The sequence below is a fragment of the Rhodococcus sp. CH91 genome (genome assembly GCF_022554085.1).
GTDB lineage: Bacteria > Actinomycetota > Actinomycetes > Mycobacteriales > Mycobacteriaceae > Rhodococcus.
In genome coordinates this window covers 94,179-107,968 of the sequence record NZ_JAKFYR010000005.1, presented here as the reverse complement: position 1 = coordinate 107,968, position 13,790 = coordinate 94,179, and the positions used below count along the sequence as shown (strand labels likewise).

Below are 13,790 nucleotides of genomic sequence, written 5' to 3'. Positions count from 1 at the left end.
CGGTCAGCCGATCCAATCGTCGAAGGACAGTCCCGAAATGCGTTCGTACGCCTCGATGTAGCGCGCCCGCGTCGTGTCGACCACATGCTGCGGCAGCGGCGGGGGCGGGGTGTCGGAAGCGCGGTCCCAGCCCGATTCGGGGCCGGTGAGCCAGTTGCGGACGATCTGCTTGTCGAAGCTGGGCTGGACCTTGCCCTCCTCGTACTCGTTCGCGTCCCAGTAACGGGAGGAGTCCGGAGTGAGGACCTCGTCGGCGAGGACCAGATTGCCGGCCTTGTCGAGACCGAACTCGAACTTGGTGTCGGCGAGCAGGATGCCTCGCTCGGAGGCGTACATCGCGGCACGCTCGTAGATGTCGAGGGTGTCCTGGCGCAGCTTCATGGCCAGGTTCAGGCCGACCTTCTCGACGACGTCGTCGAACGAGATGTTCTCGTCGTGGTCGCCGAGCGCCGCCTTGCTGGCGGGTGTGAAGATCGGTTCGGGCAGCCTGCTCGCCTCGACGAGGCCTTCGGGCAGGGCTACACCGCAGACGGAGCCCGTGGCCTGGTAGTCGAGCAGACCGGATCCGGTGAGGAAGCCGCGGGCGACGCACTCGACGGGAAGCATCTCCAGTCGCTTGACGACCAGCGCCCGGCCGAGGACCTCCTCGGGGATACGCTCGTCGTCGGGTTCGGCCGCGAGGTGGTTGTTGGTGGCGTCGAGCAGATTGAAGAAGAACACGCTCATCGCGGTGAGAACCCGCCCCTTGTCGGGGATCGGGGTCTCGAGCACGTGATCGTAGGCCGAGATCCGGTCACTGGCGACGAGGAGCAGGTGCTCGTCGTCGATCACGTACAGATCGCGCACCTTGCCGCCGGCGAGGTGTTGGTAGGACTCGAGTGAAGGACGCACGCTGACACCCTAGTGCTCATCGAGTAGCGATACCGCACCCCGTGGCGGATATCCCACTCGATCACAGTGCCGCGGAGAGGTGACAGAAGTGAGGACAGGAGTGGCATGACCGCATCGCCGCGGGTGGACGTCGGGTTCGGGTCCGAGCGGGGGCCGATCCTGATCGCGTTGATGCTCGCCACCGCCCTCGTGGCGCTCGAGAGCACGATCCTGGCCACCGCGATCCCGACGATCGTCGCGGATCTGGGCGGATTCACCCAGTTCCCGTGGTTGTTCTCCGCCTATCTGCTCACCCAGGCGGTGCTCGTCCCGGTGTACGGCAAGCTCGCCGACGTCTTCGGCCGCACCCCGGTCCTGCTGTTCGGTATCGGGCTGTTCGCGGTGGGTTCGGTCCTCTGTGCGCTGGCCTGGAGCATGCCGGCGCTGATCGCGTTCCGGGCGGTGCAGGGCCTCGGCGCCGGAGCCGTGCTGCCCATGGCACAGACCATTGCCGGAGACATCTACACCGTCGCCGAACGAGCCCGGGCCCAGGGCTATCTGGCCAGCGTGTGGGGTATGTCGGCGGTGGTCGGCCCGGCCTTCGGAGGAGTATTCGCCGACTTCCTCTCGTGGCGGTGGATCTTCTGGATCAACGTGCCGTTGTGCGCGCTCGCGGCCTGGGTACTCGTCCGCAACTTCCGTGAGGACAGACCGTCGGGCTCGCGGGCCCGGGTGGACTGGGCCGGGGCCGCGACTCTCGCCGTGGGCGCCGCGCTGGTGATCCTCGGTCTGCTCGAGGGCGGCCAGTCCTGGGCATGGACGTCGGCGACCGGCATCGGCATCTTCGCCGCCGGTGTCGCTTTCCTCGCCGCGTTCGTGTGGATCGAGACCCGTGTCGAGGAGCCGATCCTGCCTGTACGGGTGCTCACCCGTCGCGTCCTCGTGACCACCAGTGCCGTGTCGTGCCTGGTGGGGGCGGTGGTTCTGGGTCTGACCTCGTACGTGCCGTCGTTCGTGCAGGGCTCGCTGGGAACCACCGCCCTGATCGCCGGTTTCACCCTGGCGACGATGACGATCGGCTGGCCGATCGCGGCGTCGCAGTCGGGCAGGCTCTACCTGCGGATCGGTTTCCGCAACACCGGACTCGTCGGGGCGGTACCGCTGGTCTGCGGCACGGCGATGCTGACGCAGGTCGGCGTCGGCTCCTCCCCCTGGTACGTCGCGGCGTGCTGTGTCCTCGTCGGTCTCGGGATGGGCTTGATCGCCAGCCCGTCCCTGATCGCCGCGCAGTCCAGCGTCGACCGGTCCGAGAGAGGCGTTGTGACGGGTGCGAACGCCTTCGCGCGTGCCATCGGCAGCGCCGTGGGCGTCGCGGTCTTCGGAGCCCTCGCCAATGCGGCCCTGCCCGATGCGGACTCGAACGGTCCGGGGGCCGCGTCCCCCGACGCAGCGCAGCTGGCGGCCTCCGTGACGCCGGTGTTCGGCGCGGTACTGGTCTGTGCCGTGGTGCTCGTCGCGTGCGTGAGTCTGATCCCGAACCGGCCGGTACCCGCCGGATAGGCGACACGCCGCGTGCCTATACCGTTACCTACGCGCTGTTTCGTATTCGCTCGAGATCGGGCACCATCTCTGCGGTGAGAACGACAAGCAGCGACAGGGAAACCATCGACGACGTGACATACACCCCGCTCGGGGCTGTGGACCACGCGCTGCAGCGGCTGGCGGACGCCACGGCGATGCAGGACACGACGGATTACGAATCGCTGCGCGCCGCTATGGACGCGGAGTACTTCTGGCGTGGTGTCTGCGAGACCTTCAGGCTCGCGGACGAAGCATTCCGGGCCGTGTCGTCCGCCACCCACGACCGGCAGGACATCTCGGCACATGTGATGGCGCGCACTGCGGACTGGGTGGGCACCATCGAACTCGCCACCGAAGGGACCCGGCTGTACGGCGCGCTGGTGGCCTACACCCAGGGCGTGAGCGAGGGGTATTCCGCGGTCGACGCGTGGGCGCGCGGAGGGCGGCCGCAGGGTCGTCGCTGAATGCAGGGCGGGGCCGGATTCGTTCCGGCCCCGCTTGCTGTCTCCGCTCTTCCCGCCGGTCGCTCAGGAGGCCGGTTCGAGATCTCCCGCATCCTCGAAGCGCCGCAGGCTCGGAGTCGCCACGAACAGGAGGATCACGATCAACGCGCCGGCCGCACCGTAGACGGTGAGGGCCATGGAGATCGGAACCAGCGACGCCACGAGTCCGGCGGCGACTGCGCCGACCGACGTTCCGGCGGTGACCTGCGCCCCCCACACGGCCGCGACACGGCCGCGGTACTCGTCGGAGGTGTTGCGCTGGACCGTCGCATATCGCACGACGTCGGCGAGCGAGTCACCGAAGCCGTGTGCGGCGAGGCCGAGGAGGACCACCACGAGGGTGCCGGTCGCGCCGGCTCCCACCAGGCCGGCGGCCGAGATCGCCATGAGCAGGTACACGACCAGTCCGTAACGCCGGATCGAGCCGGTCCAGCCGCTGGTCAGCGAACCCAACACGGCGCCGACGGCCGGTGCGGTGTACAGCAGGCCCACCACCGACGGCCCGACGCCGAGCACCTCGTCGGCGAATTCCGGGATCAGCACGGCCCAGCCGGACAGCAGCATCGCCAGGAAGCCGACGACGAGAACCTGCCCGACGACCCGGTTCTGTGCCGCGTACCGGAAGCCGGAGACCACCGATTTCAGCGGTGACTCGTCCGCGACGTGCGTCGGCGGGAGCGACGGCAGTCGGGTGATACAGAAGGTGGTGATCGCCGTGGTGAAGGCGGCGAGCGCGTACGCCACCCCCACGCCGCCCGTGGCGATGACGACACCGCCGAGCGCCGGACCGATCATGGATCCGAGATCGGCGGTCAGCGCCATGAGGGCTCCGGCGGCAGCGAGTTTGTCGCGCGGGATCAGGCTCGGGGTCACCGCCATGAGCGCGGTGGACGAGATACCGCCGGCGATGCCGTCGATCACGGCCAGGACGTAGATCGCCCACATCTGGGGTTCCGGCAGGAAGGCGTTGACGGCCAGCAGGGCGAACGCGATACCCGCGGTGCCCCGCGACAGGGCGATCACGTTGCGCCGGTCGTAGCGGTCGGCGAGCACCCCTCCGGCGAAGGTGGCCGCGAAGGTGGTGACGCCGATGACCGCGGAGACGGCGGCGACCTGTGCCGTCGACCCGGTGAGCTGATAGACCTGCACGGGCACTGCCACGATGAGGAAGCCCAGACCGAACAGCGACACCACACGTGCGGTGAACAGATACCGGAATTCGCGGCTGGTGCGCAGCGGGTCCGTGTCGATGAGAAGTTTCTCGAAGACGGCCACGGTCACCCGCTCATCCGCGGGTGAGCAGCGTGATCCACTGCTCGAGATCCGGGGCCGAGGCGAGGTCCACGAAGTCGACCTCGACCCCGGCACTGCGCCACCGCTCGACGAGCGCCATCAGGCGCACCGAGTCGAGTCCCTGGTCGACGAGACTCGCCGAGGGGTCGAGTTCGTCGACGTCCACCTCCAGGATCGTGGCGGTATCGGCGAGAACGGTCGTGCGGTCGAGCATGGAATCTCCTTCTGTCTGCAAAAGCTGGTTGTGTCCGTGTGCGGTTCAGGAAAGCGCGGGGCGGTCGCGGCGCAGGCCGGTGTCGACGACGGCGCAGACGGTCTCCTGCCAGATCCGGGCGAGGGTCTCGAGTGTTCCTGCGTCGAGTACTCCTGACGCTGCCCCGAACTCGCATTCCAGGACGGGGCCGTCGGGGGTGTCCTCGGTGATCGCATCCACCTGCAGGACGTGATCGAGCGGGGTGCGCGGGTCCACCGATCCGCCGAGGGCGGTCGCTTCCGGTGCGCCCGACCACGGGCTGCCGGAGGCCTCACCGAGAGTGAGCCGTCCGAGATAGTTGAAGACCACGGCCGGGGACCGGTAACCGGCGAACCGCTCGGCGAGATCCGGATTCGACCTGCGCAGAAGACCGAAACCTATTCCGTTGTCCGGCAGCGACTTCACCACCTCGGAGGTGGCACGCAGAGCCGCTGCCGCGGCGGCGCCCCCGTTCGGGGCCCCGGCGACGTCGACATCCTTCAGGTCGATCGTCACCGGATACATCGACGTGAACCATCCGACCGTGCGGGACAGGTCCACACCCGGCACGACCTGCTCCTCGCGGCCGTGCCCCTCGAGATCGATCCGGACGAGATCACCGCCGCGGACCGAGGCGACGGCCACCGCGAGCGCGGCCAGCAGGATCTCGTCGATCGACTCGGCGGCCAGCACCTTCCCGGTGACGTCGAGCGGAAGACGGACCTGCGTCGATCGGGTCGCGAAGACCGTGTCGAGAGCCGGATCCAGGGGTCTCGAACCGAGCAGCGGTTCGTCGGCGTCGACCGCCGGTTGCCACGCCGACCACGACGCCGTGATCCGCTCGCCGCGCGCCGCCTTCTCCAGTTCCGACGCCCACACCCGGAAGGGGGTGCCGGCAGCGGTGAGAGCGACGGCCTGCCCCCGGGCCGCCTGCTCGACGGCATCCGCGAGATCCGGCACGAGGATGCGCCACGACACACCGTCGATCACCAGATGGTTCACGACGATCAGGACGCGTCCGGCGCGATCGGGGCCGAAGTCGAACCACACCACCTGCAGCATGATTCCGCGCGCCGGATCGAGAGCGGCGTACGCGGCTTCACGTTCCCGGTCGAAGACTTCGGACCAGTTCCGGCCGGCGGCGTCCACCCGCCGCACCGGTACGTCGGCGATGCTGTCGGGAACGGTCCAGCGGGGTGTTCCGTCCGCTCCGATCCCGAACGTCGAGCGCAGCATGTGGTGTGTGTCGAGCAGCGCCGCGACGGCGGTGCGCAACACCTGCAGATCCAGCCCCACCGGTGCGATCAACAGACGGGCCTGCGAGAACCGGGCGAGACCCGTCCACTGTTCGAGGGTGTCCCACACGATCGGGGTGAGCGGGACGTCGCCGGTGGCATCGCCCGCGACCGACGGTGCGGCGGTGCCGTCGCCGGCGGCGTCGATCGCGGCCGCGAGATCCTCGACGGTGCGCAGCTCGATCACCTGCCGCGTGCTGATCCACAGTCCGGCGGCACGCACCTTCGACACCAGCTGGATCGAGACGATGGAGTCCCCGCCGAGAGCGAAGAAATCGTCGTCGACGGCCACCCGTTCGAGGCCGAGGACCTCTGCGACGACGCCGGCCAGCAGCCGCTCGGTGACGGTGCGGGGTTCACGCGTGCCGACCAGCGACGAGAAGTCCGGCTGCGGCAGCGCCTTCCGGTCCACCTTGCCGTTGGCGGTGACCGGGAAGGTGTCGAGGACGAGCACGGCCGACGGCACCATGTAGTCGGGCAGGCGTTCGGCGGTCACAGTACGGACGGTGGTCGCATCCACATCGCCGTCCGGGATGACGTAACCGACCAGGCGCGTGACACCGCGGGTGTCGGTGAGGGCGGACACCACCGCATCGCGTACCCCGCGAACGGCGGTCAGCGCTGCCTCGACCTCGCCGAGTTCCACCCGGAAGCCGCGGATCTTGACCTGATCGTCGCCTCGGCCGAGGAATTCGAGCACGGGCCGCCCGTCTCTGCCGAGCACCCTCCGCACGAGATCGCCGGTCCGGTACATGCGGGCGCCGTCGCCGGTGAAGGGATCGGGCAGGAACCGCACGGCGGTCAGGTCGGGCCGGCCGAGATAGCCACGGGCCACGCCCTCACCGGAGACGTACAGTTCGCCGACCACACCGATCGGCACCGGACGGAGCAGGGCATCGAGAACGTGTGCGCCGGCACCGTGCACCGCGCGCCCGAGGCACGGGGTGTCGGCGTCGGACACCGCGCCGATCAGCGAGTCGACGGTGCATTCGGTGGGGCCGTAGAGGTTGAACGCGCGACCGTCGGTGAGTTCGCGCAACCGTCGCCACGACGCCGGGTTGACCGCCTCCCCACCGAAGCCCACCGAAGCGGGCCGGTATCCGCTCTCGTACAGCCCGGCCGCGAGCATGCGGTCCAGGAAGGACGGGGTGACTTCGAGGAAGTCGAGTTCGTGCTCGAGGGTGTAGGCGACCATCTGCTCGGGATCACGCATGGTGTCCTCGTCGAAGACGTGGACGGTGTGTCCGTCGAGCAGCCAGAGGGTCGGCTGCCACGAGGCGTCGAAACCGAACGACCATGCGTGTCCGACCCCCACGCAGTCGCGGGCGGCTGCCGCGACCGTCGGAAGGTAGAGGTCCGCGCGGTGACTGTCGAACAGGTTGAGCAGGTTCGCGTGCGTGACCGCGACACCCTTCGGCAGGCCCGTCGATCCCGACGTGTAGATGACGTACACGCCGTTGTGGGGGCACAGCGCAGCACGCCGGTCGGCGTCGGTCAGCGGTGCCGGGGACAATCCGGCGAGCTGTTGCTGCAGGGCGGGATCGTCGAGAACCACGACAGGGATGTCGCCGGCGACGGGTGCGATGCGCTCGAGGACCGAACGCACGGTGACGATCACCCGCGGTCGGGAATCGGACACCATGTGCGCCAATCGATCCTGCGGGTAGGACGGATCCATGGGCACGTACACGCCACCCGACGAGATCGCGGCCGCGATCGCGACGATCATGTGCTCGGATCGGGGCAGCGACAATCCCACGACCGTCTCGGGGCCGACCCCGGCGGCGACGAGCAGCCGCGCGAGGCGCGCCGACCGTTCGCCGAGTGCCGCGAAGGACAGCCTGGTCTCCCCTGCCACCACCGCGGCACGGTCGGGTGTGCGGGCGACCTGCCGGGCGAGCAGGTCCGCGACGGTCGCCACTCCGGTGGACGGCGCCGCGGGAGTGCTCGACCACTCACCGCGCAGTCCCGCATTCTCGGTAGCGGTGAGCAGATCGAGTTGTGCCACGGTGCCGGGGTTCTCGGCGGTGAGTTGTTCGAGAATGCGCACGAGTCGTTCACCGAGTGCGACGGCGTCGTCCCCGCTGAACAGGTCCGTCCGGTATTCGAGTCCGAGATGCAGCTTCTCGTCGAGACCGGCGACCAGTACCAGCGGGAAGTTCGTGGCGTCGGATCCGCCGACGGAACCGACCCGCACGCCGCCCTCACGCTGTGCGGCTTCGAGGGCGTCACGGTCGACGGGATAGTTCTCGAACACCAGGAGCGTGTCGAACAGTTCCCCGATACCCACGGCGCGCTGGATGTCGGCGAGACCCACGTACTGGTGGTCCATCACGCGGTTCTGCGCGGCGTGGGTACGCGCGACCAGTTCGGTGACCGATTCGGCTGCCTCCGCCCGGATCCGCACCGGCACGGTGTTGATGAACAGGCCGATCATCGATTCCACGCCCGGCACCTCGGGGACGCGGCCGGAGACGATCGCCCCGAAGACGACATCACTTCTGCCGGTGAGGGAGCCGATCAGGATTCCCCAGGCGGTCTGCACGATCGTGTTGACGGTGACACCGCGGCTGCGGCTCACCTCGACGAGCCGCTGCGCCAGTCCGCCGGGGACGGCCACGGTCAGCTCGGCGGGGAACTCCGGGCGCAACGCCGACCCGGACTGGGCCACGAGGGTGGGTTCGTCCACGCCTTCGAGGGCTTCCCGCCACACCTCGACGCCGGCCGCGACGTCCTGTTCGGCGAGCCAGCCGAGATAGTCCGTGAACGGCGCCACCGGAGCGAGTCCGCTCGCGGATCCACCCGCCGCGTAGATCTGCAGCAGCTCCTGCACGAGCAGCGGCGTGGACCAGCCGTCGGAGACGAGATGGTGCATCGTGAACAGCAGTCGTGCCCGGGACGGTCCTGCGGCGACGAGGGCGAACCGCACGAGCGGCGGGGCCGAGAGGTCGAACCGGCGGGTGCGGTCGGCAGCGAGAAGACGCGCGACCCGCTCGTCGAGCTCGCTCCGGTCGACGGCGCCGAGATCGACGACGGTCCATTCGGGATCGGCGTGCCGATGGACCACGCCCACCGGTTCGCCGGCCGGGCCGATGCGATATCCGGTGCGGAGGACGGCGTGCCGCTCGACGAGTGCGCGAACCGAACGGCGCATCACCGCGGCGTCCACGCGGCCTTCGAGCGCGAGATCGGTCTGCATCGTGTACACATCGACACCCGCGTCGGCACGCACCTCGGTACCCGGCCGTCCGTCGTCGAGACCGGAGAGGAAGTACATGCCGCGCTGCAGCGGCGTGAGCGGCACGATGTCCTCGATACCGCCCGGCGCCCCGGCGTGCAGGGTGAGCACGTCGTCGACGGACAATGCGGGTGCTGTCAGCGCCGACGGGACGGGCGCGACGACGACACCGCGCGTCGCCGTCTCGGTGAGGATCCGCAGTGCCGCGAGCCAGCGCTCGGCGATGTGCCGGGCCCGGCCGGCGTCGAGCGCACCGGTGGCATAGGTGAACACCGCCGAGAGCGCGGGGCCGTCCGGGCCGTCCTCGGTGATCGCGTTGACGTCGAGCACGTGATCCAGCGGCATGGACGGATCGACGGAACCACCGAGGGCGGCCACCTCGGGCGCAGCCGACCACGCGGAATCGGTGCTCTCACCGAGGGTCATGCGGCCGAGATAGTTGAACATCACCTCCGGTGCGCGGTAACCCTCGAACCGCTCACGCTCCTCCCCGAGGAAACGCAGGATGCCGAACGCGATGCCGTTGTCGGGGATGCGTTTCAGCGACTCCGCCACATGGGCCACGGCCCGGACCGGATCGTGCCCGTCGAGGCCGTTCTCGCCGCCGAGTTCCACCGTCACGGGATACAGGGAGGTGAACCAGCCGACGGTGCGCGAGAGGTCTGCTCCCGGCACGATCTGTTCCTCGCGACCGTGGCCCTCGAGATGTACCCGCAGGGCGGAACCGCCGCACACCTCGGTGACGGCCGAGGCGAGTGCTGCGAGCAGGACGTCCCCGGTGCCCATGCCGAGGGTGGACGGCACCGTGGTCAGGATGCGCTCGGTCAGGTCGACCGGGACGGCGATCTCGACCGACGCCGAGGTCGACACCGTGTCCCGCGCCGGATCGAGGGCGCGTGTTCCCACCGCCGGTACATCGCCCGCGGTGAGGGCGGACTCCCAGACCGGCCACGACGCGGTGATCCGGTCCGACGACGCGGCCTCGACCAGGGCGGCCGCCCAGTCCCGGAAGGATGTACCGGACGTCTCGGGGGTCGGGGTCCCCCCGCGTGCAGCCGTCTCGACGACAGCCGCGAGGTCGGGCACCAGGATCCGCCAGGACACTCCGTCGACCACGAGGTGATGGGCGACGACGACGATCCGTCCGGCCCGCCGTGGACCCGGGTCGAGGAAGACCACGCGCAGCATGATCCCGGCTTCCGGGTCGAGGTCGTCGACGGCTCCGGACTGTGCTTCCGCCAGCAGGGACTTCCACCGGATGTCCTCGTCGTCTGCGAGATCGACGCGCCGGACGAGGGTCGCGGCGTCCGGGACGTCCTCGGGCACGATCCACGACGGCACGGCATCGGTGAGGGTGAACCGTGAGCGCAGCATCGGATGGCTGTCGAGCAGCGCCCGCACACCCGCCACCAGATCACTCTCGCGCAGTCCGGTGGGGGCGACGAGCACCCGCGACTGGGTGAAGCGGCGCAGCGAGTCGAACGAGCCGGACGCGAGCGATTCGTGGACGATGGGCGTGACGGGAACGGCGCCGGTCGCGGCCACCCGAGGGCGTTCGGGTTCGTCGGCGGGGTGCTCGCAGACCGCCGCGAGGTCGGCTGCGGTGCGCAGTTCGAACACCTGGCGGGCCGTCACGCGCACCCCTGCCGCGCGGAGCCGGGACACGAGCTGGATGGAGACGATGGAATCGCCGCCGAGGGTGAAGAAGTCGTCGTGGACACCGACACGGTCGAGGCCGAGCACATCGGCGATCGTGGCGCACAGCACCCGCTCGGTCTCGGTGCGCGGCTCCCCTTCGCCCGCCAGAGCGGCGAAATCGGGTTCGGGCAGCGCTGTCCGATCGACCTTCCCGTTGGCGGTGAGCGGCAGGACCGGAAGCGCGACGATCACGGCGGGGAGCATGTAGTCGGGCAGCCGCGCCGGGAGTGCGGACCGCACAGCCGCGGTGTCCGGTTCACCGTCCCCGACGACATATCCGACGAGCCGGGTCGTTCCCCGCCCGTCCGTGTGTGCGACCACCACGGCGTTCCGTACGGCCGGATGCGCGGTCAGTGCGGCTTCGATCTCCCCGAGTTCCACGCGGAATCCCCGGATCTTGACCTGATCGTCGTCGCGGCCGACGTACTCGAGCTGTCCCTCGGGCGTCCATCGCACGACGTCCCCTGTGCGGTACATGCGTGCACCGCGGGGCCCGAAGGGATCGGCGACGAAGCGAGCGGCAGTCAGATCTTCTCGTCCGAGATAGCCTCGGGTGACACCCTTCCCGGAGATGTACAGCTCACCCGCGACACCTGCCGGGACCGGCCGCAGCCAGTGGTCGAGGACCCGCACGCGCGTGCCCGGCGTGGGTCCGCCGATGGTCACCGTGTCGCCGGTGATGCGTGCGGAAGTGGCGTCGACGGTGCATTCGGTGGGCCCGTAACAGTTCGTCGCCACGACGTCGGCTGCCGCCAGGCGCCGCCACAGTCCGGCGCTCACCGCCTCTCCACCCACGGTCACGAGTGCGGGTGTGTGACGGCCGGATTCGAGGAGACCGGCGTCGATCAGGCGGTGCATGAGGACGGGAACGGTGTCGACGTAGTCGATGCCGTGGGTGCGCACGTAGTCGACGAGATGGTCGACGTCGGCGCGGAATTCGTCGGGGACGACGTGCAGCACATGCCCTTCGAAGAGCCAGGTGAGTGCGGCGACGGCGGAGTCGAAGGCGAACGGATAGGTCAGCAGGACGTGCCACTGCCCGTCGCGCGGTGTGCGCGGGGAGCACTGCATCGGGCCGACTCGCTGGGCGGCGTGCAGATCGGCGAGGTTGGCGTGGGTCACGGCCACGCCCTTCGGCAGCCCGGTCGACCCGGAGGTGTAGACGACGTAGGCCAGGTGGTCCGGACGCAGCGGAGCGTGCCGGTCCGCATCCGTGAGCGGGGTGGCCGGCCGTGCTGCGAGCGCGGACTCGACCGCCGGCTCGTCGAGACTCAGCACCTCGATCCCGGTGAGCACATCGCCGAGGGTGTCACGCAGGGCTTCCGTGGTGACGACCAGACGCGGTGCGGCATCGGTGACCATGTGCCGGAGCCGGTCGACGGGATAGGAAGGATCGAGCGGCAGGTAGGCGCCTCCGGCGGTCAGGACCGCGACGATCGATTCGACCATCCTGCCGGTGCGGGGCAGGAGCAGGCCCACACGATCGTCGGGGCGTACCCCGTGCTCGACGAGCAGCCGGGCGAGTCGCGCCGAGGCGGCACCGAGTTCGCCGAAGGACGACGACCTTTCTCCGCACACCAGCGCCGGGCGTTCGGCGTCGGCGGTGAACCGTTGCGCGAGCACATCGGTGACGGTGACCTCGGACGGTGCGGCGGGGGCGGTGGACCAGTCGCCCAGCACCCGCTCCCGGTCGGCGGGCGCCGACACGTCGAGAGCTGCGATGCGGCCGTCGGGTCGGGCACACAGAGCCTCGAGGATCGCGATCAGCCGGGCACCCAGGACGGCGGCCTCGACCGCGCCGATCAACGACGGCCGGTGGTCGAGTTTGACGACGAGCCGGTCCGCCATTCCGGCCGTGAGCACCAGTGGATAGTTGGTCGCGTCCCGTCCGTCGATCCCCGTGATGGCCACGCCCCCGGCGCGCTGTGCTCGTTCGAGGGCGTCGCGGTCGACGGGATAGCTCTCGAAGACGGTGAGGGTGTCGAACAGTTCGCCGACACCCAGCGCACGTTGCACCTCGGACAGACCGAGATACTGGTGGTCGACGGTGCGCGATTGTTCGAGTTGCACACGCCGCAACGTCTCGGCGACGGTCGCGCGGGGATCGAGCCGCACGCGCACCGGCACGGTGTTGATGAACAGGCCGACCATCGATTCCACGCCCACCAGCTCCGGTGGACGGCCCGAGACCGTCGCACCGAAGACGATGTCGTCGCGACCGAGCAGACCGGACAGGAGCATCGCCCAGGCGGTCTGCAGCACCGTGTTGAGGGTGACGCCCACGGTGCGGGTGAGCGCGGACAGCGAGGCGGTGAGCTCCTCCGGAACCGTCACCTCGAGTTCCTCGCACCGTTCCGCCGAACGGGTGGAGCCCGGCGGCGCCACGAGGGACGCCTCGGTCACACCGTCGAGCGCCTCACGCCACAGCGACCGCGCGGCGTCGTGATCCTGCCGGCCGAGCCACGCGAGGTAGTCCCGATAGGGGCGTACGGACGGCAGCGCTGCCGCCGACCCGCCGGCGGCGTAGATCTCGAGGAGTTCACGCACCAGGATCGGGGACGACCACCCGTCGACGACGATGTGGTGTGCGGTGAGCAGAAGGCGCACCTCGTCGGGGCCGAAACGCACGAAAGTCCAGCGCACGAGCGGCGGCTGGGTGAGATCGAACCACTCGTGCAGGTCCGCTTCGACGATCCGGTCGAGACGCCGCTCCGCGTCGGCGCCGTCGAGCGCCGACAGATCCTCGGTGCGCCACGGGCATTCGACACCCGCCACCACGAGTCCGGCGGTGCGGCCGTCCTTGCGTGGCCGGAAGCAGGTGCGCAGGGCCGCATGCCGGTCGAGCAGCGCCTGTGCCGACATCCGAAGCCGCTCCTCGTCCACTATGCCCGTCAGGCGCACCACCGATTGCACCGTGTACGCATCGGGATCGGTGGCGCGCGCGGAGTCGTCCGGCGCCGCAACCGTGCTCAGGTAAAGCAGTCCCTCCTGCAACGGTGAGAGCGGAACGATGTCTTCGAGCGCAGTGGAACGGGTCATCAGTGGCTTTCGTTACGGTTACGGGCAATTCGGGGCACGAC

At 69.6% G+C, this 13,790-nt stretch carries 6 protein-coding genes; 2 read left to right on the top strand and 4 right to left on the bottom strand.

Annotated features, from left to right (window positions below; all coding sequences use genetic code 11):
* Nucleotides 1-3 precede the first annotated feature (3 nt).
* Complete coding sequence (locus tag MOM01_RS11645; RefSeq protein WP_241385596.1) at nucleotides 4-891, bottom strand: phosphoribosylaminoimidazolesuccinocarboxamide synthase; 888 nt, start codon at nucleotides 889-891, stop codon at nucleotides 4-6.
* Between the two features lie 105 nt (nucleotides 892-996).
* Between MOM01_RS11645 and MOM01_RS11640 the strand changes: the two genes are divergently transcribed.
* Together MOM01_RS11640 and MOM01_RS11635 are read left to right on the top strand one after the other, a co-directional pair.
* Nucleotides 997-2,430 (top strand): MDR family MFS transporter, encoded by a 1,434-nt coding sequence (locus MOM01_RS11640; RefSeq protein WP_241385595.1) that lies wholly within the window; start codon nucleotides 997-999, stop codon nucleotides 2,428-2,430.
* Between the two features lie 113 nt (nucleotides 2,431-2,543).
* The gene (locus MOM01_RS11635) at nucleotides 2,544-2,915 is read left to right on the top strand and encodes a hypothetical protein (protein ID WP_241385594.1); all 372 of its coding nucleotides are present in this window, start codon (nucleotides 2,544-2,546) and stop codon (nucleotides 2,913-2,915) included.
* A gap of 63 nt (nucleotides 2,916-2,978) precedes the next feature.
* Here the strand turns inward: MOM01_RS11635 and entS are convergent, their stop codons facing one another.
* Genes entS through MOM01_RS11620 form a run of 3 tightly spaced genes read right to left on the bottom strand, consistent with a single transcriptional unit; the run spans nucleotide 2,979 to nucleotide 13,749 of the window.
* Nucleotides 2,979-4,235, bottom strand: coding sequence for an enterobactin transporter EntS (gene entS, locus MOM01_RS11630; RefSeq protein ID WP_374112294.1), 1,257 nt, complete (start codon nucleotides 4,233-4,235; stop codon nucleotides 2,979-2,981).
* 4 nt (nucleotides 4,236-4,239) lie between these two features.
* The gene (locus MOM01_RS11625) at nucleotides 4,240-4,461 is read right to left on the bottom strand and encodes a phosphopantetheine-binding protein (RefSeq protein ID WP_241385593.1); all 222 of its coding nucleotides are present in this window, start codon (nucleotides 4,459-4,461) and stop codon (nucleotides 4,240-4,242) included.
* A 45-nt stretch (nucleotides 4,462-4,506) separates the two neighbouring features.
* Nucleotides 4,507-13,749 carry a non-ribosomal peptide synthetase gene (locus tag MOM01_RS11620; protein ID WP_241385592.1) on the bottom strand — a complete coding sequence of 3,081 codons (9,243 nt, stop codon included), beginning with the start codon at nucleotides 13,747-13,749 and terminating at the stop codon, nucleotides 4,507-4,509.
* Between the last annotated feature and the right edge of the window lie 41 nt (nucleotides 13,750-13,790).